Genomic DNA, 24,262 nt, shown 5'->3' with positions numbered 1-24,262 from the left:
TTTTTTATTTTTACCTTATGAAAAAATTACTGTTTACAAGCAGCTTCTTGTGCTCTGCATTTATTTTTGCACAATTCAGTGTCAAGGCCACGATTCCCCAATATTTGACCGGTTCCGACATCTATCTTTACGGATTCAACGGTTCTAAGGAAATTCTTTTTTCCAAAGCGGAGATTTCGGGGAATACGGCCACCTTCAAAGTCGATAAAAAATACATTGGAATGATGAGAGCGTTTTTCCAAAAAGCAAATTCCTCTGTCAATCTGGTTTCAGAGAACAAAGACATCAGTTTTACGGTCAATCTCGATAGCAAAAACAAGATTTCTGATGCGCTTTTTGAGGATGAGGCCAATCAACTTTTCAGTAGCGAAATCGAACGCCAAAGAAAACAGGAGCTCATCCTTCCGGCGCTGATGCAAATCAAAGATTACTATAAACCCTCTGAAGCGTTTTATAAATCTTTGGACAGTGAGATCAAACTGCTTTCCACAGAGGATCCATCGCTTTACAAGTCTCACCCTTTCTTAGATTATTACCACAAAAATCAAAAATATGCCGTTCAGGAAAAATCTGCCGAACTTACACCTGCAGATTTTATCAACTTCTATTCGAAATCGGGGGAATATTTGGAAACATCTTTGATTTTGAAACCGTCTTTAATCAATTTTTTAAATATTTCAAAATCTAACATCGAAGCCAACGTAGACCAGTTGCTGGCCGCAGTTAATTTGGAAACCCCCAGAGGCCAAACGATTTTATCGGAACTGATCGATATCTTCAATACTTATGGAATGGATCAACAGAAGTCGAAATATCTTGCGCAGGCCAATAATCTCAAATGTACCATTACGGAAAGGCTGGCGACAACCCTCAAAGCCAACAACAATACCGAAGTAGGTGCGAAGTTTCCAAACAGCAAGTTTGTAAATCCGGTTCATACGACAGCGAAATCTCTTTACGATATCAAGACTGCCAAGAAAGTGGTCGTTTTTTGGTCTTCTACTTGCTCCCATTGCGAAGCAGAGTTGCCCCAACTCTTGGAAAAGTACGCTAAAATGAAAGCGCAAAACATCGAGATCGTCGGCTTCTCGCTAGACAGCAATCTGGAAGATTTTAGGAACAAAGCGAACATCTATCCGTGGATCAACGACTCGGAAGGCAAAGGCTGGTACAGTTCTTACGGCGACACGTACAATGTGGTGGCGACGCCCACTTATTTCATATTGGATGCGAATAACAACATCATCAGCAAGCCGAATCACGTCGCCGATGTGATAGACTTTTTAAAGCTGAATTAATGTTTGCGAAAATCTAAAATATCCTTATATTTGCACCACCAAAAAAGCGGCGAGGTAGCTCAGTTGGTTAGAGCGCAGGATTCATAACCCTGAGGTCACGGGTTCAATTCCCGTCTTCGCTACAAACAACGCTATAAATCAATGATTTATTAATAGCGGGGACTAAAACAGGGACTTGATGTCCCTGTTTTTTTTATTATCTCTTTCTTCCATAATTTTGCGTTTCTATTTTTTGTACATTCTCATTATCCAAATTTTTATAAATTGCCCTGATAATATTCGCTTTAAATAATTGTGAATTTTCCACCCTTCTCTCCTCTAAATAATCCCTACTTTCATTATTCTTCAGTTGCTCCTCCTTCTCCTCACGATATTTCATAACCAACCGTTCCCGAACATTAGGCAACTCCTCCAACCTTTTATCCAGTTCAGCAATCTTATCTTCAGTAATTTTTGTCTGCTGTTCAATCTCCGTCACATTTACGCCTTTTTGTGAAAGAATGTCAATTTCCTCTTGGACTTTCTCCTTTGTCAAATCAATCGTTTTTTGATAAAATGGAAGCTGGTTTTTCCAGTATTCGGCATTGTCGCCCTCTTCCTTGGAATAGCCTAAGATTCGGTTGTAGTTATGTTGCGCTTTAGTTACTTCTTCCTGAATTTTAATAAAACTGTCATATTTTCGAAGCACAAAAGCAGAATCAGCCAAAAATTTATTTTTTTCGGTTTCAATTTGCTTTTTCATCAGTTCAATTTCTATATTCGCTCTGGTTTCGGGATTCGTGATGATGGCGGTTTTCAGTTCCTGCGTGCTGATGTCAGAAATATCTAAAACATCGGCTCCCTTCTTCATTGCCTCCAAGTATCTTGCCTGTTTGGATTGCAATTTTTGAAGCATAAAGACATCAATGCTGTCATTGGTCAACATAAAGTTGATTCTTACATTTTCGTTCCTATTTCCTTGTCGCCAAGCACGACCTTCCACTTGCCGTAGAGAGGTAAAGTTGTACGGAAGAGAAAGCATGTAAATATCCGTCGTATTTTCCTGAAGGTTCATTCCTTCCTGAATCGCCTCGCTTCCGATGACCACCTTTATTTTTCCGGAATTGAAATCGTCCTGAATCTTTAAACGGTTTGGTTTGCTGGTTGCTCCGGTGATGACTCCGACTTCTTCCGGTTTGTAGCCGACCTCCCGTACCAAATATTCCCTTAGTTTCGGAAATTCCGAAACAGCTAATTCAGAGTAGATAATCTGTCCCGAATCCGGAATGTCGTTTTTGTTCTGCCGAATCAAATCCATCGTTTGTTTTAGTTTCGGAGAATCCTCTATAAACTCTTCTAAAGACGGTTCTTCTCCTTCATAATAGGGAGAAAGATATGGTGAAATCGCAATCAAACGGGCATTAAGGATATGCGTAAGAATTGCCCCTTTTTGGGTTTCGGTAAAGTTTTCATTGAGCATTTCGTATTGCTCACTCGTTAAATAGTTCTGCTCAATCTTATATTCCTTGTTGATTCGGTTGGGCCGCACCAACTCGGGATTGTCTTCTTCGCCTTTGATATCAATAAATTCAGATAAAAGTTGCTGAAACAGCGAATTGTTTTTAAAACGTCGAACATTCGCCTTGAATTTCACATCACCTTTCGCGTCAATCTCCATGTCGTTGTCTGCCTCCATAAAGGTTTCAAAGAAGGTATTCACATTGAAGTAGCCCGATTCTTCTAATCTCTTGTTCGCAATCAAGGAGAGAATAGAATAATATTCCAGTGGTTTATTGGTAAATGGCGTTGCAGAAAGCAAGGTAACATTTCTACCGTCGTTCTTTTCTTGGATGTATTGCGCAGCCATCCAAGTATTAATGCCGAGTTTTGAAGTCTGCTGGTTCTGATTCCTAAAGTCTGAAGCAAATCGGCGGTCTTCAATCCTTACTTTTCCTACGATATGGTTCGCGTTATGAACTTCATCGTAAGTCAAGTGGTCAAAACCAAAATCTTCCCAGTCATAAATTTTTCCACGCTTCATTTTACCCACCAATTCTTTTTCTTTTTCCAGTTCTTTCTGGAAATCCCTTTCGCTGATGGTGTTTACGCTTCTCATTTCATTTTCTGAAATATAGGAGAACTTGGAAGCCAGATTTTGGGTAATATTTTCAGAAAAACCGATATTGTTAAAACCCTCGTAAGTGACGATGGTGATTTCCCCATCCTTGTTGTCGAATTTTGAGAGGTCGAAGTCTTTTCCGAGATTTCCCAAGACATTCACTTTGGCTTCGGGAATGGTTTCAAAAATGGTTTCCACCCACTGTTTCAGAATGCTGTCATTGGGAACGACAATCAGCGGTCTTTTCGCATTTCCTCTTTCCATCGCTTCGTGCATGGACAAGATTCCAGACACTGTTTTTCCAAATCCCACTTCATGTGCAAGTAATCCGACACCTTTCGTGGTCTGCCTTCCGATTCCGGCTTTCTGAACTTCAGTTAATCTAAGTTCTCGACCTTTAAAATTCAAATGGATTTTTGAAAACAAAGGAAACTTTGAATAGTCCGGAACATAGATGTTGTTGTAGTTTCGGTTAAAATCATTGACAAAACGCTTCCTTAAAGCGTCCGACAATTCTTCCCTCAAAAATTTTTGAAACAAGTCGTTGGCGGCGACTTTTCGTCTTTCGCGAACCAAGGCATTCCGTTCCTTGTCGCTTCCGGTAACGACTTCGTTATCTACAAAACTTCTTACTTCCCAAGATGAAGAACCTGCAAACGCTTCGCTGGAAAGCGTTCCGACAAAATCCTTGAATTTTTCTGCAAGATTATAGGGAACCGTTACAGTTTCCGTCTGTCTTGTGTTTTGATTCCAGCGTTCCTTTTCTATGGTTCCCAAATCAAACTGGTGGACAAATTCATGATTCGGACTGATTGAGATTTCGTCTAAAGTTTTTGGTTTTGGAAGAACATTGAGGAGTAAATCCTTTTGTTTCTCATATTGATTTTCTGTTCCGCCAACCGAGAACCTGTCCTTAAAGTCTATTTCCAGTTGTTCTAATTTGGCGTAGATATTCCCTTCGGCGTAATAAAAATCGTGAACCCAATTTCCGTCCATATAGTTGGCAAATTGGTAGTGCTTTCCGTGATTGTTTAATGTGCCGTCGTAGGAAGTGTCCCGAAATGCCTCAATCTGTTCTTTAGTAATATCGGTACTGTTCTGAAGCGAGGCATTCAAAATTTCATCGGCTTTGAAAAATTGGTATTTTAAAACCCCTTTCTTGATTTCCGGTTTGGTCTGAATTCGATATTCCGCATTTTTCTCTTTGTGGGACTGGATAATTTTATCCGCTTTACGATGAATTTCATCAATTTGGTCTTTCGAAAAATTTGGGGGATTATCAAAAATTTGGGTTTGGAGTTTGAAATACTTCTCAATCTCCTTTTCAATTGCGGGAGATTTGAATTTTACTTCATTAAGTCTGGAAAGAACTTGCTCAATTTTATCTTTCGTTTCTGCAAGGTCAATTTCTTCTGTTTTAGCGGGAATGGTTTTTTCTAAAGTTTTGCTTTTTGATTCTCCTTTAGGTTGATCAACCTCCAAAAACAAATCTTCAAAGAGGTTTCCAATTCTTTCGGTCTGCTTTTTATTTTTGAGTTGCTCAGTCCTAGATAAGGCGTCCTCTAAATTTCCATAGACATAGTTTTCCAACCTCCCAAAACGGTTGGTTTTCTCTCGGATTTCACCCAAAATTCTATCTGGATGTTTTTCAAAATAATTGGAAATATCAGTAGAAATTTTCTGAGTATTTTTTCGTAATATAATGATGTCTGTTCCTACCTGAGTTCCTGCAAATGCACCATTGGGCAGACGAAAACCTTCCAAAATATCCGCATTTTTCATTTGTTTTTGGCGGTTCAGCCAACCTGACGGAAGAACCATTGCCAAGATCCCGTCTTGTTTTAATGAATCTAAAGACCTTTTAACAAAATAGTCCTCATACTTGGATAGTTTGGGTTCTTCTCCCAAACCTTTGTATAATCCACGATGGTCGCCGTAGGGTGGATTTCCGATGACCAATTCGTATTTTTCGGTATATTCCTTCTTGTTGCCTTTCTCGTCGATAAACTCGGTTTCAAAGGAGCGGAGATGGATGTGGGCTTCGGGATGAAGGATTTTCGCAATCTTTGCGGTGGTTTCGTTGATTTCAAAGGCAGTGATATTGGACTTGATTCCCAATTCTTTCACTGCATACAGAAAATTTCCCGTTCCAACGCTGGGTTCCAATACCGAAATTTCCTGCCTGTTCTTAAACTGGTCTTTGATTAAATTTCTGACGGCATCTACAATCCTTGAATCGGTGTAGTATTCATCCAAAATTCCCCTGCCTTCTTTAGCTGTTCCGCCGGATTTGTATTGATAGCAGATGTCCTTTAAATCATCTGTAACGTTGAGATTCTCTTTGAGAATGACCTTGTCGCCAGAAATAAAACAAGCTGCGGAAACAATTTCCGCAACCTGTTCGTTGGTGATTTTATGAAGCGGATATTTTGAAATCAGAGTATCTAATTCCCCAATACCTGTCATTGAATTTGATGATCCGGGGCGGGCTAATTTTGCGTTTCTTCCATCTGGTACATTTCTCCCGGATACGATTCCGCCCACGAAATGTTCTTCCTCCTCATTTTTTGGAGCATTTTTCGGTTGTGTTCCGTCAACGGATCCTCGCTCTGGTTTTCCGACCAGATGCTTCCAGATTGTGTCTTCAAGTCCATCTCCAGCATCGTTGCCGTCCACAGTTTGTCCTCCAAAGTGATTTCCGTTTTGCTCGGATTGGCTTCTTTGGACAGGTTCTCCAGAATTTCGTTGAGGAAGTTCGGCTCCCAAGTGCTGAGTGTCGGAAATTCCTTCGGATTGAGTTCCATCGTCTTCATTTCTTATCGATTTTTGTTCAACTAAAGTAGTATTTTTCTCTTGAACTTGGAGTTTATTTTTTAAATATTCTTCCAAGTTTTGGTTCCCATTTTCAGAAATCCCATACAGCAGGCGGATGTCCTTGATATTTTTATTTTGAAATTCATTGAGGATTTTTTGTGTAGACCTATTTCCGTCATCATCACCGGTTAGACACAGAAATATCTTTCCGTCGTAGTTTTTGAACCTATCGACAAACTTTTCGATATTTTCTCCTGAATTGACCGTTACAAGGGTTCTGCCATTGTTCTGATTGTTCAGTTTTAAAAGTTCCAAAAAGGAATCTTTGTCGTTATTGCTGTGAAAGACAATCAGTTCGTTTTTAGTTCCCTCGATAACGGAAATTTCTGAACTAGGATGGTTTAAATAGGATGTCTCACTCACTTTTTCTGTTTTTTACGAAGTGGTTGAACTCAAAAATGTCTTTCGCCGTGTCGTCCCAGTTTTTTCTTGGAAGAAGTTGCAGGCTTACAAAGATGTCGGTCTTCTTGTTGTAGGAGTCGATGCGCTCCAATCTTCCGCCGTAGTCCTTTTCGGCGTGTCTGTAGAGGGAATAAGGCAGAATCGTGTCGGTTGGATAGATGTAGAAACGGGTATAGTTCCACGGAGAATTGACTTCGAAGCGTCTGTATTTTTTCTTGAATAACACCGTGTCGGAGAGTTTCCGCCTGTTCCTATAGTTGGGAATCATTTCTTTTGAGAAAATGGCGCCGTCCTTCTTGTTCCAAACTGGTGAAGGTTTTTGTTTTTCAAGAATATCGGAAAGAATGATGTTGCCGTTTTCAGCATCCAATGGATAGCACAAAGAATCTCTCACGAGATAGGCATTTTGATTCATTTCGGGAAAGGTGTGGTCTGGAACCAGTTCGATAATTTGGTTTTCCGAATAACTCATTTTCGAGAAGTGGAAACTCTGCATCTTGTCCAATCCTCTGGAGGCATCAAAATAGACATTAGAAATAAGGTCTATTCCGCCTTTTTCGGATTTGATTTCCTTGTGGCATGAACTTAAAAAAAGTATGGAAACTAGGACTAAAAATATGGATTTGATTTTCATAATGATTACATTTAAAAAAAAGCGGCAAATCAAAATTTGACTTACCGCCTTCGGATAATAGTCAGGTATTATTTATTATCGTTTGATGCTCTGTTCCTTCACATGGGCTTTTTCCTGTTTTTCTTCATTTTCCAGTCCCTGCAAGGGTTTGTTGGTGTTGATGCGGTTCATGTCGTTGTCGTAAAGGTTCAGGTTCTTGTATTGCGGATTGAGCACCGCTTTTCCTTCCATTATTTTGTCGTCCATTTCAAATTTCACTTTCACCACATTTCCTTTTTCAAGGGATTTGATGGTGTTTTCCCTGTATTCCGGCTTTTCGAAAACGAGGTTGGCTTTTTCCACGATTTTGTCGGTATCGACACCGTAGTTTTTGTAGAAATTCTGGAACATATAGTTTCCTTTCTCCGTCTTTGGCTCCTCAAAGTTGAACTGCACGAAGGCGGTTTCCGACTGGTCGCTCTTTGGGTTGTGGAACTCGATTTTCACACTTCTTCCCTCCAAAAGGTTTACTGCTTCTTTCGCGGTAAAGGTGTTTTCTCTGTTTACCGAAAAATTGTGGGTGATGTCTTCGCCTTTCTCATTCTTTAATTTGGCGTCGTAGGAGTTGAGGAAAACGCCGCCGCTTTCCGTCTTGTTGAATTTCAAGGCAAAATCGACCTTGTTTCCGGGCAGTGCCTTGTCCGATGAAGTTTTGATTTCGAATTGCTGGTTTTTGGACTTGATGCCTTTTTCCAATTCTTTGTGAAGTTTTTCATCTTCGCCGAAACCGAGGTATTTAAGCTGATTTTTTAGATAATCTACCTGGTTGAATTCTTTTTGTGTTTCCATAATGTTTGGGGTTTGATTGTTAAAATATTCTTTGTTTTTATTGAGGTGTTGTGTTAAGTCATCTCCGTTCATTTTGGCGTAATCTTTTATAGAAGGCTCTCCAATGATGTCGTCTATCAAAAATCCTGACCTTGTGGCATCCATTTCTTCTTTAAATCTCGAATGAAAATTACTTTGGCTGAATAAATTGCTCCGTTTTTTCTCATCGGGAAGAAAAAGACTTTTAAGGGAATCGATGATTTTTTCTGTTTCCTCATTTCCCTCGTAGGTAAGCAGTTCTCCGCCAACGAATAGCAAAACATGGTCTTCCGGCTTTCGATACAGCTGGATTTTTGAGGCAATCTGGCTGTAGTTCACTTTGTCGTCTTCCGTCAAGGAGATTTCAAATTCGTGCTTGGTATTACCTTCGGAATCGTCAATAAACAGTTTGACGTAATCCATTTGTGGTGGTTCTTCCATATTTCTAAAATTTTTAGAGTAACTATTATTTGGGTTGTTTTCCGATACGCCGAAAATGGGTTCCGCATTCAGATCAGACTTACTATACTTGTCAACGAGGTGATCATACACATTAATTTTGGTTTTTTCGTAGAGGGAATGATAATTTCCGCTTTTTAATAAAATGGCATCCAATGCTGTGAACCCCATCAGTTCGAGTTTTTCGCGGTATTCCTTATACATCTGCTCGTTGACATTGTTTCCATAAAGGATGACTCCTGTTCCGGCGTGAATGGTCATCAGTTCCGTCAGTTTCTCGAATTGCCGATGCTGCGGAAGAATGAATTTTCCCACGATATCGTTCGCATTGTTCAGGATGATGGCTTCGGTCTTGTCCGATAATCCAAACTTTTGACTCGAAATATAGGCGGCGCTATCTTGGGGGCTGCTGATTTTGAACGGCTGATAATTGGCGGCGAAAATCTGCTTGTTAAAGGAAAAGGTGCTGACTTTTCCCTGCTGTTGGTTTTGCTCCGAAAGTTCCAACACTCTGTCGCTTCCCAAATCCCCATTGAAGACCAAATATTTCCCCGAACGAAGATTGATGACGATACCGTCTTCCACCTTTATTCCGGTATAGTCGAAGATTTCGTGCAATCTTTGCAACATCAATCGGTCATGTTTGCTCGAAATCAGTTGTCCGCTCGGATGGTTGTGGACGAGCGTGATGCTATCGGGCTGCATTTTGAACACATTTCCCGTCAACAAACGCAAATCCACCACAGTGGAAGTAATTCCGCCTGTCGAAAGATGCTGAACGAGGTAGCTGTCGTCCTTGAATTTGTAGAGTGCAAAGGTGTGTTCCACCGCCTCGTCTTCAAGCGCACGGAAAAGCCAAGCCACATCGTTCACATCGGAAACTTTCGTTCCCGCCATGAATGAAAGACTTTTATTTTCTGAAAACTGCCTCTCTACGAGCGCAAAATCATTGGCGTATCCCTGATTGTCCTTTTCCCGTAGGAGGGCGGAATTTGGGTCAGCATCATTTCGCCCGCTGAAGAGTTTGTAGGGTAATACTTCGCCTGCCGACGTTTTAAGATATTGCGTATCCTCGTCCGTCGGAAATTGGAAATTCGTGTTCGGTCCATATTTGCTCTGGTAATTGATCGTTTCTGCTTCCATTATTTCAAAAATTTATCTGCGGAATCCATGGCGTTTTTCCTGTTCCTGTTCGATTTCTTGTTCGATTTCATCTTCCCGCTCTTCTCGGTTTCTGTTCGCGTCTTCGTACCTATCCCTGTCATTGACGTTCAGGTCAATCTCGGAATTGCCTCCCTTTGAAATCTGTTTCTCATCGGGTGAGATGCTGTTCACGGTGTTGATTTCTCTGGAAACAATGTTCAAGTCGTTGGAAATTTCCTTGGCGATTTCGGGATATTGGTTCATTTTATCCATCAGGAAATTTTTCAGTTTCTGAAGTTCGTTCTTGTAGCGGTTCATTTCCACGACATCCTTTTTGTCGGCAATGATTGCGGTGAGTTCGGTCGCATTTTTAATGAGGTCGAACTCGGCAACGATGTTGTTTTCCTTGTCGTAGATGAATGCCTTTTTCTCAAGAGAAAGGTTTTGCTCATTTTTGTTTGAAAGGTCTTGAATATTGGAATACTCAATTCTGTCCTTGCTGTTCTTGAGGATTTCGGAGATACTCTTATCCCGCTCCAAAAAGATGACTTTCAGTCGGGTGTTGTTTTCCGTGAGTTGGAAGGTCGCCCTGTTCTTGTCGTTGTCTGCAACGATGGTATATCCTTGCAGAAATTTTTGGATGTCGTCCGCTTTCAGTTTTTTTGAAAATGACAAGTCTTCGTTGATGATTCCGAACTTTTTAAGTTCTTCGGTAGGTAGGTTTTCAGTTTGCATAGTAGGTTGCTATTAAATTGTTTGCTTTGTTTAGGTCGTTTAAGAAATGGTAGGGATTGATGCTTTGTCCAAACTCCTTTACTGCAAAATGCAGGTGCGGTCCGGTAGAGTTCCCTGTGTTTCCACTTTTCCCGATGATGAAGCCCGCCCTGACTTTTTCTCCGACTTTGTAGTAGATTTCGGAGAGGTGGAGATAGGAGGTTTCAAATCGGTTGAAATGTTTGATTTTGATGTAGTTTCCACCGCCTTTGGAATCCCAACCTGCTTCGGTAATTATTCCGTCAAGAACGGCGTGAACATCTTCGTAGTTAGCTTTTAAATCAATTCCGTTGTGCATTTTTGCAGTGCCGAAAATTGGATGCATCCTTGTTCCGTAAGGCGAAGTCACGCTAATTCTATTGCGCAAAGGCATCGAGATATTTTTCCGTAAACCTTCAAAGGTGGTTTCAAAATCCTTTTCCTGCTTTTTTTCGGGTTGAAAATTTTGCATCAGTTCAAATAGTGAATCTTTCATCTTTTTGTAGTCCACGTTACTTTGATTGTTTCCATTATGGTAGTTTTTAAGCATCGTCTTTAGAGAGTCGATTTGACTCGTTAACATCTTCATTGAACTTTCGGTTTCGTTTTTCAGTTCCGATTTTGGGGTGATGTTGAAGATTTCTTTCCACGATTTTTTCTCCTTTTTTTGGTTGGAATTCTCCTCTTTTGGGGTTTCCATAATTTTAAAGTCTTCCGCTTTGTGTGGTTTTGTAGGCATCAACGTATTGAATTGAGCCAGTGAAGAACCACTCGCAAAAAGGATAATCGTTAACACTATTATTGTAGTTCTATTTTTCATTTTTAGTAAATTCATTTACGATTAATTCGACCTCCTTATTGATTTTTCTGAAGTTGGTCATCAGGACATCATTTTTACGGTCGTTTCCCATTTTGTCAACAAATGAGTAATACGAAGGCATTTTCACATAATTATTTTCTTCCTGTTTGATCGCCTTCATATCCAAATTGATTTTGCCGTTCATCGCCGAAGTTTTGTATTCCTCGGTGTCGTTTTCTTCGCCCTGTGCAATCATCCCGACCATTTCCCCCGTTTTGAGCGTCGCAATTTTTCCTGCGGGAATCATAAAGTCCATTTTTTCGTTGATACTGGTCGTCGTTCCTTGCTGGGAGATGGATTGGGAATAGGATTTCTGCTTGATTTTTCCGAATAATTTCTCCAGCCATTCCAAAGTATTTTTGTCCCTTGCGGAACCTGAAAGGATGTTTCCTACAATGGCGGAAATGGTGTCGGCAACTTCCTTTTTGTAAAACTGTCGGAGTTGAGGAATTTCTTGCAATCCCAATAAGACAGCTACTTTGTTGCTCCTTGCGGTTGCCACCACGTTGTCGATTTTATGGATGTAGATGGTCGGAAATTCGTCCGCAATAATTCCTCCCGGCAAATTGTGTTTGGAGTTGATGAGTCGCAAAGTCCTGTTCAAGACCGATGAATACAGTGCAGAATTGATGTCCTGTGTTCCCGGATCGGATGCCAAAATCAGGATGGAAGCATTTTCTCTGTTCGTAATTTTTAGTTCCACTTCGTCGCCCGAAAAAACCCAGAAACTTTCCTTGGTCGCCAATCTTGAGAGAAAGATTTTCAACGTTCCTACCTGTCCCTCCAACTGGTCAAAGGCTTTGTTTTCATACGCCGTCTTAAAGGGAGAAAGCAGTGAGAAAATTTCCTCGTTGGTAAAGATCGTGTCGAAAATCTCCTTGTAACTTCGGTTCATAAAGGAAAGGATATGTGGTAAATCCGAATATTTTCCGTCTTCGTAGGTGGCAAAAAAGTAGATGCTCGATGAAAGAAAGTTAATGGCAGATTGGGTGAAAAAAGCATCGGAACCGCCTCCCGAACTGGAACCGCCTTTTTGGAGAGAGGACACCATAGACTCCGCCATTTCCTGTGCTTCCGCCAAAGTTTGGATGTATTCCTTTTTGAATGGATTTACCCTTTTGGATTTTTCTACCTCGTTCAGATTGATTACATGAAAATCGTATTCATACCCTGAATCTTTGCTTTTCTTCAAGAGATAATGATAGTAGGCAATCTGCGCCAAATCGGGAAACTTGAAATCGTAAATGCAGAGGCAGAAACCTTTCGCTATCATTTGTCTGATGGCTGGATTGATGATTCCGAACGATTTACCGCTTCCCGGAGTTCCAATGACCATAGTCCCACGAAATGGATTGATATTGACCCATCCCTTGTTGATTTTTTTACTGTATCTGAAGAGATACGGGATATTGATCGAGGTGTCCGTTTCTACCAGTTCCTGATTTTGGGCAAAGCTTTCTTCCTCCACATTCCATCGGTCTTTTCCCATTTTCTGCTGCATCAATTTTGAGATGGCGTCTGCTCCCATTTGAAGGATAACCGCACCCAAAAAAGACAATACGGCATAAATGACCTGATAAAGATTCAGCCCCGGAAAAATTTTTGGGAGTTTGGAATTTCCTGCCTCGTTTTGCCAAACGAGTGAAGAAAAAATCATCAACAAGCCCAAGATCATAGGGATTACGATTTCGGTGGCGATGTTCAAATCCTTTTTCTTCTTCGCCTTTGTTCCGACAGCGACCAATCCAATCAGAATCACGGTCGCAAACTTTGCGTTGATGGGTGGATAAAAGAAACTCATCTTCGAAAAATTTTTCAATAGATTCGAAACTACCGGAATATCGGCATCGAGGTAGAAAAGGGACGCACAATCCAGTGCCACGACCGCATAAACCGCCTTCTGAAGGAATCCGTAAATCTTAATTTGGTGTTGTTGTTCCTGCATTACTTCCTATAAATTGTAGTTTTTTAAAAACTCTTTCTCTTTTTCCTCAATACGGTCTTTACCATAAATCTTCACTGCAATCTCCTTATACCACGCTTTCAGATAAGCCATTTTTATAATTTCCTTTTCTATTTCCTTCTTTGCTTTTCTGAGACGGAATAAAAAAAATATGGATATGCAAGAAGCGATGAAAGCGATGAACGCCAGGAGAACGACAATAATTAATTCTGTTGGTAATGGGTTCATAACTAAAATCTATCTGCTTTTAAAATATCTGAATAATTCACCTTCATCTCGATGGTTCTGCCCGAGAGTTGTTCCTCAATCAGGCGGATCATCATCACCTTGCTGTTCGGAAAAGTGAATTTTTTGAAGACATAGATGTTTCTGAAATTTTTCCTGAAATGTTTCGGGGCGTAAAGTCTAAAAATCGGTGTCATCTCGATGCTTTGATTGTTGGTCGCCTTGTAGATTTTTTTGTCCTCGATGGAAAATTTTAGGTCTTCGATATCGTAACTCAGGTTCGAGCTGTTTTTGAAGGTCATATCGAGAAAGATGTAGTCGCTGATAACGTACACATTGTTGAGCTGCATACTGAGTTTAAGGTCTTTTTGCTCCCTGATTGGATTTTCTTCCGTCTTCTTCTGGATGATGTCCATCGCAAACTTGGTCAGCTCCAAGTTGGAAAAACGGGTTTTGTCCAGTTCAATCGGCTGCATCTCTTCCGGCTGGATATGAATGTTGGTCACGGTGTTTTTATTTTCCGAATTTCTGTAAATAGCCTTATATTGGGCAATAAAAGACTGACCTACAACGGTTATTATTCCTATTTTGTCGCCATTCAATAAAGAGGTGGTTTTTGCCTTTTCCTTTGGGTCGACGTTGGTAGGAGCATCCGTGATCTTGATTCTCGCGATATTGATGTTCGGTAGATCACCCGTGAGTTTTTGGGTGGACAAATCCACATATTTGATGGGTTCCGGTGAGATGATGTGCAGGTTGACGCCCTCCGTAATCACTAGTTCGGGCAATTCCGAAATGACTTGTTCCTTGGTTGCGGTTTGGGCAATAAAAAGGTTGGATATAAGGAATAATAGGATATTGATTGCTGTTTTCATTTTTATTTCTTTTGTTGGTTTTGTGAGTCTTTAAGCTGTTTTTCGTCGATGAGAAATACATAGGAGTTGTATTTCAGTTTGGCTTTGTTGGTTTTAATGAGGTTGGCTATGGATTTGGAGGTGGAAGTGAACAATTTTGAGCCGATGCTCGTGAAAAATCCCTGTCCGCCCATATCCATCTGTGTTCCCTGTACGGAGTTGCTCCCCATTTCCCGAATCATGTCCCTGAAGACGCTTTCCGGAACATAAAGTCCCTTCATTCCGTCGATGTCGTAGATGGATAGATTGACGGGTAAAATTTCTCCCTTTGTAAATACCGACACAATCTTGAGGTCAACCCGCTGCATAGAAAATCCCGAGATTTGTCCGTAAAGGATGGAACCTTTATCAATTTTTTTGTTGCCGACGAAGATGTCTTCCAATAATCGGAACCGGATTCTGCTTCCCAGAAATCCTTTGTTATTCTCATCAATCACGGCTTTGATGAAGCTGTTCTCATTTTCCCTGTAGAAGGCATTGAATTCGCTGTTGATTCCCGACTTGCCGACATTGAAGGTAGAATTGAGGAACTCGTCCATTTTTTCCTTGTTTGCCTTGAGTTTCTGTTCCGCCAATAGTTTGGCTTGGTATTCGGGATCCCTTGCTTTCTCTAGGGAATCCATCACGAGCATCTGCTGTTTCAGATATTTTACGGGGTCTTGCTGTGCATTTTGGTTATTGGATTTTGGATTTTCTGATAGTTGCTCATTGTCCTGTTTTCCGTAGGATTTGTCGTTCAGCATTCGGATGATTTCAGAAGACCTTTTAAGGTCCTTGTCCTCGTTTTGCTGCTTAGGATTGTAGTAGGAAGAGTTGCCTCCTTTTGACGCGTGCTGATTTTGTCTGCTGGAGACCGCCTTCAGTGAATCAATCTTTCTTTTCTGGTCCAATGACAACTGATCTTCATAACTGAGCAGGCTGTCCTGTTCCTTGTCCAATCCTCCGAGCATCGTCCTGTTGTCGTCCTTCCTGAAAAAGGCGTCATAGGCATCGTTCTTCGTCATGATGGAGTCCCGTGTTTCTCCCAGAGACAGGGAAAGTTCTTTCGGTCTGTTTTTTTTCGAGGTGTCCTCTTTGGTAAATTGGGCACCCACATACACAAAGAGCAGCAGGAACGGCAATGCCAGAAGGGGCATCACATATTTTTTTTCCTTAAAGTTGATTTTATTCATTGAGTTGTTATTTTTGGATAAATTGACTCCGGTGCTACCGGCCGTTTTTTAGTTCTTGGTATTGGTTGTACAGGTATTCTATTCTCAGGCTGTCTTCTTTTTGTAGTTCCTTTCGGTCTCTTTTCAATTTTAAAGTTTGAAGTTCATTCACTATTTTTTCCATTTCTTTCTCTTGGTTTTTGCCCACCTGTTCCGATTTGTTACTCTTGGAATACAGCATTGGAGGTTTAATTTTAAATGCCGATTCATTCGGGAAGAAAATTCCCTGTACCAGCGATCCTATAAATGACACGGAGAGAAATACCATCGAATAGGTGAAAAACTTCTTCGGATTTTTTGCCGCCCATTCCAATCCCTTTTTTGCGTTTTGTTTTAGAAAATTTTTCATCTTTAATAAGAATTTTTGGTTTGGTTGGAGATTTCCTCGTTGTCGATGATTCTCCAGTTCTTCAGCATCACACCGTGAGGATTGTTTGGGCTTCTGATGATGTCGTCAAAGAATCCTTCGGTGATCAATTTCCTTGTAATCACGGCGGACTTTCTGGTAATCATCTGCTTTCCGAAGAAGGAGAATTTCTTTTGCTCCATATCCAATTGAATGGAATCGGCATGGATACTCACCATAGAACTGGAAGCCACAATCTGGTTATAGAAACCTTTCTCCTTGAGGTTGGTGTATTCCTTTTTTCCACTGTCGTCAATGAGATACAGCGATTTTTGGATATTTTCCTTGATGTAGGCATCATCGGGAGCCAAAGTGAAAAACAGTCGGTGGAAGAGCTCGATTTGGGCTTTGTATTCCACGGGACGGTTTAGCAGGACATCGGTCTGTTTTGCCAATACCGGAACGCCATTGTCCAAAATGTAGATGGACTTTCTGGAATCCTGTATCATCCGATAAGCAAAAAAGAAGCTCGCCAATAAGATAATTACGGCAAATGCCACGGTTCCCAATGAAACAATCTTGTTGACTTTAATTCTTTGTTCAATATTTTTAATCAGCATTGTATATTTAATTGTTGTTGGTTGATAGTTGTCGGTTTATTTACTTCTGTTTTTCATTGCGGTATTGACCATTCCCGATGCGGAACCTGATATGGCTGACTTCGCGACGGCTCCAGCCACTGAGGCTCCGCCAGTTTTTGCGGCTAATACCGTTGTTTTGGCTGCACTCGCCATTCTTCCTGCCGCGCTCTTCATCTTGGTCATTGCACCTGCGCCTCCCGCTGTAACGATGGTGTCGGCGATTGTAGGCGTCATCAATACCCCGATTCCCGTCACGATATAGGCAACGCAGGTAAAGAGCTGGTTGTAGATCATTCCGGAATTGCTCACATAGACCATCAAGGCATCCAGATTGGTGATGGTCCCATTGGTTAAAAGCGTGTCATACCGCTCAATTTCCATCTCGTAACCCGAAGCGATGAGTTGCTGACCGATGTTGATGATGGTATAGGCGACGAAGGTGTAAAGGTTGATGTTGATGAACTTGGAAACCCAACTGTATAGCGAATTTTCAAATCCCGGAATCAGAGCCATACCTACCGCAATAGGTCCCAGAATAATAAGGATGTAAGCCCAAATTTTTTGGATGAAGAAAATAAGGTAGACACAGATTCGAAGGATGGACAGGCAAACGAACTCGATAATTTCTGCAACCAGTTTTTGGAGTTGGAACTCCATCCGTAACTGCCATTCCTTGATTGGCTGAATGAGTTTATCCAGTCCCTCGCTGATGTCGAACCAAGAGTCGTCGGCATCTTTGCCGGTATTGTTGATGACCTCCTGCTTCGCATCCTCGTCGGCTTTCAGTTTGATTACGGCATCCAGTAACTGCTGCTGTTTCTTGAACCGTTGAATCCTCAAATCATTGACTTCGGACTCGATGTCGCTGAAGATGGCGATTCCCGGTTCTGCGATGGCTTCAAACGGTGCCTGAATCAGATTGACAAATCCACTCCAATAGACCAAGGTAAATCCAATGAGTATGGGTTTGAGCATCGGGGTAATTTCCCATTCCCGGTCGCCTGCCGCCATTTGCCAACCCATATATCCGAGATACATCAACGCTCCCAGTCCTCCGATAGCCCTTCCGACCAAAGCGGAGCCGACAGCACCGTCCTGAACGCTGTTGTCCAATTTGGTGAATACCTCCATGAACCATTTCTCAAATGCACCGTCGCCCTTTAAAAATTGGAGCAGGTTGCTGTAGTCGCCGTCGGTTTGGGCAAAGCCGATAATCGGCAGCAATATTGCCAAGAGGCAAAATAAGGGTGTAATATTTCTTTTCATCACTAAAATTTGTGTTTGTATTGCTGCATCGTGTTGTGGATGATCTGTTTGTCGGAAGCGGGAGTCCATGCCTGTGGCAACGCATAGGGTGAATGGTTTTTCAGAATATTTTTATAGTCCAAAAGAAGCGTCGTCTTATCGTTGTGTTTCCTTAATTCCTGCACGAACCTTCTCCATTTGAGCAGGGTGTCGTGGTACATCAAAAAGCGTTTTCCTCTCGGCATATCCATCGTTCTGGACATCGCATACTTTTCCTTGATTAAGTCCAGTTCCTCCTGAAGTCTCTTTAAAGTTCCCGTGGTGTTGAGCGTTTCGTAGGTTTGCTGGTTCTTTAGCCTCCATTCCACAAAATTTTGTGGTGTGTCTGGAAATTCGGTAATGGGTTTCAGCATCCTTTTGTAGTAGAGCAACCAGAGCGGGTCCGCATCAACCGTCGCCGAAGTCCAATGGGCGAAATCTTGGACGCTCCGTTTGTAAATCGTATCGGATGCTGCCTTGATCTTTTTTGCCTCTTCCTCCTGAAATTTCACTTGGGCAAATCGCTGGTTTTGAAGTCCGGTCGGTTTTAGCGGTCGAATGTCTTCTCCATCCTTATAGTCCCTGTTTCTGCTGGGAGCCCACATTCCCCAAACTGTGGCATACGCAAAGTTGGTCTGAATCCCCAATAGATATTTTGGATAGGGACGCCAGTCGCCCCAACTCTGGAACACCATCCTTTTGTGCTGGGCAACAATGGAGGGATCGTTCAACCGCTTCACGATAAACTGTCCGAATACGCCGACTGCAGCCAGCAAAAGCGGAACGAGGGCTAATTTTTTAAGTAATTTTTTCATCTTTTTAATTGAATATGTATTTGTATTTCTGGATAATGTCTCCGACAATCGCCTTGTCGATATTGAGGTAGTTTCTTAGCACGGGAACCTGGTACAGGTACGGAATCTTCTTGGCATTTTCTAACCGCAGTATGATGTAGAGGATGTTCCCGTTGATGTTCCGAACTCGGGTAAATACTTTCTCTATGAGCATCTCCCTGTCCATCGGGTCCATCAGGAAATCCTTGTTCTCATTCAAAATATCCTGCGTGACTTCTTGTTTGAGCTTTAGAGTCTGCTTGCTGATTTCGACATAGTATTTGGAAACCAATACGGCATATTCCGGATGTTGTGCCGACAAGTCAAGCATCTTGTTGGAATTGTTCGCCACCTTTCCCAGATACTGGTACAGGTAGATTAATTTTTTGCTCTGCGTGAGTGCAGAGTTCACATTTTTTAACTGCTGGTAGATGTATTCCTGAATGCCGATGACCTGTGCGGTCTTGTTTTTAATGTCGTCGTACAATTCCTTCTGCTTTTCATAAGAATTTAGAAAAGCCTGCTCGCTTCCCAACCTTACACCGTGGTTGGTAGTCATCTGCACCAAGAGTTTGTCGTTGATGACAATCTGCTGTCCGTTTACCAAACCAACAGAAAAAAACAAGATTCCTCCGATAAATACTTTTCTCATTCTTAAAAGGATTTGATGTTTTTCATAATGTTTTCGACCACCTGTTTGTCCCGATTCACATAGTATTGAAAGGCTCTTTTGTTTCGTAAGACCTTTGCCTTGATATCCCTAATCTTGAAAAGCATATGGGTGGAATTTCTGCTGAGCGTCTTGACTTCTCCCAAAGCATAGTCCAATAAAATCTTGCGTTCCGATTTCTCCATCTGGTTCATGGCTCCATACGACACCACGATTCCGACAATCAGCCTCGTCACCATTTGTAGATCATCAACAAACTGAACCTGTGAAGGGAGAACCACAATGATAGAATAAGGTGCGGTGCTGATTTCGTCGATAATGGCTTGTTGGTTTTGGGTGATTTTCGTAATCTCCCTGCTCATCGCAATTCCTGTGGGAATCGCTTGGATGGCGAATGATACGATTCGAAGCCTGTCCTGAATTTTGGTCACCTTGTCCTTGAAATTGTTCCACTGGGTTTTGTTGGCGGTTTCCACCGTGGCATTGGCAATCTGGTTTTTCCGCATCTCCTTCTGTCTACCATTTTCATCCATCGTCGCCTTGATTTCAAGATTCATCATCGGAAAGGACACGTTTTCCTGCTGCCAAGACGGCGTGGAGCCGCCACTGGATGAAGTGAGTATGAGATATAAGAAAAATCCCCCAAACCCCCGAAGGGGGCTTTTTAAGGCGGTTAAAAAGTTAATTATTGAATCTTTCATTATTCATCTTTTTTTACATTGTTCCCCTTTGGGACAGGGGCTAGAAATTTCTTTTATATCGGTTCATGATATTTTCGACAATGCCCTTATCGGTATTGATGTATCCTGCAAATGGATTGATGGAGTTCCAGAATCCCAAACGGTTCGCCTTTTCCAGTCTCAACTTGATGGCCAGAAGCCACAACTTGAGGTTTTTCACGTTCTCGGAAATGTTGTGCAGTATCTTGTATCGGTCTCCCGCAGTGGCAAGGTTCAGCTCTCCCGAGGCGAGTATGTCGGACACATCGGTCACGATTTTTAGGCTCTGTTCGTAGGTTTTCTGTGAAGCCTTCACTCCAAAAATGGCATATTGGGGATGTGCCGATGCCAACTGGACTACCTGCGAAGAATAGGTATAGCATTTGTTGAGTTCGGAGTAGATTTCCTTTACCTGTATGCCGTTCTGCAATGTTCCCGAAACTTCCTTCAGACCTTTCAGAATCTTATTCTGAATGTCGTTGGCAACCACCATCTGGGTTCCCACCCACGCTTGGGCATCCTTCAGTTTGGAGGTTTCATCAATCACATCGTTCTGCTTTGCCTTCAGGTTTTCTGAATAGAGAATCATTGCCGCCGTTACCGTCGGGTCGATGTAGGTGTTTTGGGAGAAGACCCCTGTACCCCACAGGGGGAGAAGTAAAAATAGAAGCCTCACCCCAACCCTCTCCAAAGGAGAGGGAGTTTTGCGTGTGTTCCTTAAAGAGGTTTTATGCGTTTTCATATTTTAGATTTTGGCTGTCGATTAATTCTGAAAAGTGGATATTTCGGTTTTCCAGTTCCTGCGAGATAAATTTGAAGATATTATTTTGCCCTTTGTGCGTCTTCATCATTCTGTAATAGGAAAGCACCTTTTTATCCAACGGCTTTTGATAAAGGTTGACGAGCGATACCAAGTTTTCAAGGCTGTCTCCAAAATTTTTCAAATCGGATACAATTTTTTGCAAAGCCTCGTTGTAGTTTCCGTATTGTTGGACATAGTATTCAACTGCGGATTTTTCGGGTTTTTCCGTGGTGTAGGTTAAATACTGCTCCAGGGAAACCTCATTGCCGTACACTTCTCCTTTGGAACCCCGCTTCAGATAAAATTCCTTGAAACGACTTCTTCCAAACTTGTTGTTCAGATTATTGATGGTGAAAATCTTGTTTTGCTCCACTTTGTTCAATGAAAGCAGGGATGCAATCTTGTCGAAGTTGTCCTTGAACTTGGTCTGATCCAAAAGAATGAAAGTGTCGGAGTTGTTGATGATGCTGTCTTTCACGACGGCATTTCCGATGATGTCGTCCAATTCCTGGGTAACGACCACCGCTTCGCCCCAAAATTTCCGAACCGTTTTGTAGAGATAGAGAATGTATCCGCCCATCAGTTTGCTGGCAATCGCCTTCCATGCTTCCTCGATAATCAGTGCCTTTCTTCGGTCTTTTCGAAGCCGCATCTTTTGGATGAAGGTATCCATGATGATGAGCGTCACAATCGGAAACAGTTTCGGGTTGTCCTTTACATTGTCAATTTCAAAGACGATAAATGGTTCGTCAAAGAGCGTATTGTCGGCACTTTCGTTGAGTGTCGTCCCGTATCTTCCACCTTTGTAGAAATCCTTCAGCACGAACAAGAATGTCCTTAAATTAAATTCCTTTTCAGTAATATGGTGTTTCTTGTTGTTCAGATAAAGGGGCAGAAATTTGTCGCAGTAGTCATAGAATCCGTTGAAGGAAAGTTCTTTTGCCTCCAATTTTTCTTCGAGTTCCTTAATTTTTTTGACGATGGTTTTTCGGAAGGACTCGTTCCATTCCTCCGCCGTTTTCGGCTGCCTGATAATTTCGTTGGACTTGATGAGGATGAGTTGCGTCTCATTATATATTTTTCTCTTATCTTCATCGTTCAGGGTTTCATACGCCTCGTAAACCTTGTAGAATTTTTCGCTGTCGTAATTCGGGTTGTTCATGTTCTTGTCCGGATGATATTCGATGGCGAGTTTTCGGAATGCCTCCTTAATCTCGTCAGAACCCGCATCGAACGCGATTCCCAAAATGTCGTAGTAGTTGTTTTGTCCATTGGACTGGTTCTCAAAATCAGAAATAATGTCTTCCTCGTGGATATTGTATTTGTTCAGATAGAGAATGAGTTCTTCCGAAGTCTTGCTTTCATACCACCTTGTTCCCGAATTGAAATATTGGTGGTAATACGACATCAACACATTGTCCAATATGGATTTCTGTGCGGACGACATCGTGGCATCGGGACCCTGCCAAATCAGGAAAATCAAATTGGTCAAAAATTCAATTTTTTCGATGTTGAACTCTTTCTTGTCCATCAGAAAGGGATTCATCGTAATGGGTTTTTCTTCGGTGTATTGGATGTATCTCCCGCCTTTGTATTTGCAGGTTCCCGAATAGGAATCGCCCGTGTCCACAATGACCACGTCATAATTGTAGGTCAGGTATTGCTCCACGATATTGTTCATCAGGAAGGACTTTCCAGAACCCGAAGGACCAAGGACAAACTTGTTCCGGTTGTTGATTCTTCCCGTCTTCATCGGTAAGTCCGCCGGGTCAACTTTCAAGGGAACGCCTTGTCGGTCGGTAAAACGCAGATAAAAATTGGATTCCTCGTTCACGGGGTAACTTTCTTTAAAAAAAAAACACAAGGCCGCTTCGCTTGTCGTCATAAATAAATCGTATTCCCGAAGTTCCGTGGCATTGCCCGGAATGGCGGAGCGAAAGAGTTCCAACTGGTTGTAGGCGTTCTTGGAAACGATAATCCCCTTCGTAAAGAGTTTGTTCTCGATCATCGACTGTATCCCTTCCATTTTTTCCAGCGTATTTGTTGAAAATATTAAGGAGAAGTGGGCATTGACCACGAGTTGTCCGTCGATGGCGATATTGTGGAGTAGCGTCTGTATTTCTTCAGCAATAATGGCGTTGGATGGCGAATTGTTTGCCGCTCCCTCGTGCTTCTTTTTCTTTTTGTCGAGTTCCCGCTGTTGTTGCGCCTGCAGAGGAATGGTGATGACCTGATTGTAGATGATGGTTTCGTAATCCTCCAATTCGTTGATGAAGGTGAAGTTGTCCACCGCCGTTTCCGAGGCTGCTCCGTTTCCTCCCAATATGGAAAAAGGATCTATTTCTGAAGGCAGGTCGATATTTTCGACATCCACATAGGAAATATTTTTGACGAAGCGGTTTCCGATTTGGAGATATTCGTTGGTGCTTTTAATATTGTCAAACACCGGGGTTTTTGTAAACTGCATCGACAATACGCCCGAAATGTAGTATTCAAATTCTTTCTCGAATAAGAATTGGGGTTCGCAGCCGCTCTGCTTTAATAGCATCAACACCTTTTGGCATTTGTCGCGGAGTTCCGTGTAACTTTTTTCGGAAAATTGGTAGTGCTTGTTTTTCTTCTTGAGTTTGTCCTCCACAATGTCTGTAAAAAGAATTACCGTTTCGATGGTTTTAAATAGTCTTCCGTCAAAATGCTCGGAATATTTTTGCTGGAGGAACTGGTTGGAGGATTCGGCGGTATATCTCTTTTTGGAAAAGATGTCGAGTTTTTGAACGATTCTTCCTTCGCCAATAATGGAGACCACCTGATTCAAGACGGTATGGAAGTTTAGGTAGTTGTCGGGGTCGGCGGAATATTGCTCCACAATATTCTTGATCCTGATGCCGATAATTGGATTTCCGTATTGTCCGAAGAGGACATCAAAATCCCACCCAAAATCCTTTCCGTAATCGTAGCCGATGAAGGGAATGTCAAATGCCTGTTTCTTTGTCTTTACCATCTTTTAGAAATCTTTTGTTGTTGAGTCTTTTTGGGAAAATGAATATCTGGTCAAAATTTTTGGTCTTGTCGTAGAGTCCGTTTTTGTCCTGCCTCTTGAAAATAAGGTAGACACCTCCCGCGGTTACCAATAAACCTAATAGCGAACCCAGCAATCCGAATTTGGATAAGATGAGTGCCGCGACGACACCTGCGCCGATGACGGCTACCGCATAAATGATGTATTTGCCTTTGAGTCCGAAGAATACAAGGGGTTTTTTGAGCCCCTTGTACAGGTAATATCCCATC

General features: G+C 41.8%; 19 protein-coding genes and 1 tRNA gene. 2 read left to right on the top strand and 18 right to left on the bottom strand.

Annotation, left to right across the window (positions count from 1 at the left end):
• Positions 1-17: 17 nt before the first annotated feature.
• Together DTW91_RS05825 and DTW91_RS05820 are read left to right on the top strand one after the other, a co-directional pair.
• Entirely contained in the window at positions 18-1,298 is a 1,281-nt protein-coding gene (locus DTW91_RS05825) for a peroxiredoxin family protein (protein ID WP_125202451.1), read from the top strand.
• A gap of 48 nt (positions 1,299-1,346) precedes the next feature.
• Positions 1,347-1,420 (top strand) — tRNA-Met (locus DTW91_RS05820).
• A gap of 74 nt (positions 1,421-1,494) precedes the next feature.
• Here DTW91_RS05820 and DTW91_RS05815 read toward each other — a convergent pair.
• The 18 genes from DTW91_RS05815 to DTW91_RS05730 all read right to left on the bottom strand — a co-directional run bounded on the left by DTW91_RS05815 (position 1,495) and on the right by DTW91_RS05730 (position 24,261).
• Positions 1,495-6,633: a helicase-related protein gene (locus tag DTW91_RS05815; RefSeq protein WP_125202450.1), complete on the bottom strand. Its 5,139-nt coding sequence runs from the start codon at positions 6,631-6,633 to the stop codon at positions 1,495-1,497.
• Complete coding sequence (locus DTW91_RS05810) at positions 6,626-7,306, bottom strand: hypothetical protein (protein WP_125202449.1); 681 nt, start codon at positions 7,304-7,306, stop codon at positions 6,626-6,628. Before DTW91_RS05810 ends, DTW91_RS05815 begins: the two co-directional genes overlap by 8 nt.
• Positions 7,307-7,381: 75 nt before the next feature.
• Positions 7,382-9,754 (bottom strand): JAB domain-containing protein, encoded by a 2,373-nt coding sequence (locus DTW91_RS05805; RefSeq protein ID WP_125202448.1) that lies wholly within the window; start codon positions 9,752-9,754, stop codon positions 7,382-7,384.
• 12 nt (positions 9,755-9,766) lie between these two features.
• Positions 9,767-10,489: a hypothetical protein gene (locus DTW91_RS05800; protein WP_125202447.1), complete on the bottom strand. Its 723-nt coding sequence runs from the start codon at positions 10,487-10,489 to the stop codon at positions 9,767-9,769.
• Complete coding sequence (locus DTW91_RS05795) at positions 10,479-11,303, bottom strand: M23 family metallopeptidase (protein ID WP_228412664.1); 825 nt, start codon at positions 11,301-11,303, stop codon at positions 10,479-10,481. Before DTW91_RS05795 ends, DTW91_RS05800 begins: the two co-directional genes overlap by 11 nt.
• A gap of 13 nt (positions 11,304-11,316) precedes the next feature.
• The gene (locus tag DTW91_RS05790) at positions 11,317-13,311 is read right to left on the bottom strand and encodes a type IV secretion system DNA-binding domain-containing protein (RefSeq protein ID WP_125202445.1); all 1,995 of its coding nucleotides are present in this window, start codon (positions 13,309-13,311) and stop codon (positions 11,317-11,319) included.
• Between the two features lie 6 nt (positions 13,312-13,317).
• Positions 13,318-13,557 (bottom strand): hypothetical protein, encoded by a 240-nt coding sequence (locus DTW91_RS05785; RefSeq protein ID WP_125202444.1) that lies wholly within the window; start codon positions 13,555-13,557, stop codon positions 13,318-13,320.
• 2 nt (positions 13,558-13,559) lie between these two features.
• Positions 13,560-14,429, bottom strand: a complete 870-nt coding sequence (locus DTW91_RS05780; protein ID WP_125202443.1) for a DUF4138 domain-containing protein — start codon at positions 14,427-14,429, stop codon at positions 13,560-13,562.
• A gap of 2 nt (positions 14,430-14,431) precedes the next feature.
• Entirely contained in the window at positions 14,432-15,640 is a 1,209-nt protein-coding gene (gene traM / locus DTW91_RS05775; protein WP_125202442.1) for a conjugative transposon protein TraM, read from the bottom strand.
• 34 nt (positions 15,641-15,674) lie between these two features.
• The gene (locus DTW91_RS05770) at positions 15,675-16,028 is read right to left on the bottom strand and encodes a hypothetical protein (RefSeq protein WP_125202441.1); all 354 of its coding nucleotides are present in this window, start codon (positions 16,026-16,028) and stop codon (positions 15,675-15,677) included.
• A 2-nt stretch (positions 16,029-16,030) separates the two neighbouring features.
• Positions 16,031-16,645 carry a conjugative transposon protein TraK gene (gene traK, locus DTW91_RS05765; protein ID WP_076782002.1) on the bottom strand — a complete coding sequence of 205 codons (615 nt, stop codon included), beginning with the start codon at positions 16,643-16,645 and terminating at the stop codon, positions 16,031-16,033.
• Between the two features lie 36 nt (positions 16,646-16,681).
• Positions 16,682-17,932, bottom strand: coding sequence for a type IV secretion system protein (locus DTW91_RS05760; RefSeq protein ID WP_125202440.1), 1,251 nt, complete (start codon positions 17,930-17,932; stop codon positions 16,682-16,684).
• A 2-nt stretch (positions 17,933-17,934) separates the two neighbouring features.
• Complete coding sequence (locus DTW91_RS05755; RefSeq protein ID WP_125202439.1) at positions 17,935-18,765, bottom strand: hypothetical protein; 831 nt, start codon at positions 18,763-18,765, stop codon at positions 17,935-17,937.
• 4 nt (positions 18,766-18,769) lie between these two features.
• Positions 18,770-19,435 carry a hypothetical protein gene (locus DTW91_RS05750; protein ID WP_125202438.1) on the bottom strand — a complete coding sequence of 222 codons (666 nt, stop codon included), beginning with the start codon at positions 19,433-19,435 and terminating at the stop codon, positions 18,770-18,772.
• Between the two features lie 2 nt (positions 19,436-19,437).
• The gene (locus DTW91_RS05745) at positions 19,438-20,154 is read right to left on the bottom strand and encodes a hypothetical protein (RefSeq protein WP_228412663.1); all 717 of its coding nucleotides are present in this window, start codon (positions 20,152-20,154) and stop codon (positions 19,438-19,440) included.
• Between the two features lie 40 nt (positions 20,155-20,194).
• Positions 20,195-20,914 carry a hypothetical protein gene (locus DTW91_RS05740; RefSeq protein ID WP_228412662.1) on the bottom strand — a complete coding sequence of 240 codons (720 nt, stop codon included), beginning with the start codon at positions 20,912-20,914 and terminating at the stop codon, positions 20,195-20,197.
• Positions 20,901-23,975 (bottom strand): TraG family conjugative transposon ATPase, encoded by a 3,075-nt coding sequence (locus tag DTW91_RS05735; protein WP_125202437.1) that lies wholly within the window; start codon positions 23,973-23,975, stop codon positions 20,901-20,903. The genes DTW91_RS05740 and DTW91_RS05735 overlap by 14 nt, the downstream gene beginning before the upstream one ends.
• Complete coding sequence (locus tag DTW91_RS05730; protein WP_031502054.1) at positions 23,947-24,261, bottom strand: hypothetical protein; 315 nt, start codon at positions 24,259-24,261, stop codon at positions 23,947-23,949. The genes DTW91_RS05735 and DTW91_RS05730 overlap by 29 nt, the downstream gene beginning before the upstream one ends.
• Between the last annotated feature and the right edge of the window lies 1 nt (position 24,262).

The sequence above is a fragment of the Chryseobacterium sp. SC28 genome (genome assembly GCF_003932955.1).
Classification (GTDB): domain Bacteria; phylum Bacteroidota; class Bacteroidia; order Flavobacteriales; family Weeksellaceae; genus Epilithonimonas.
This window is presented reverse-complemented; position numbering and strand designations above follow the sequence as displayed.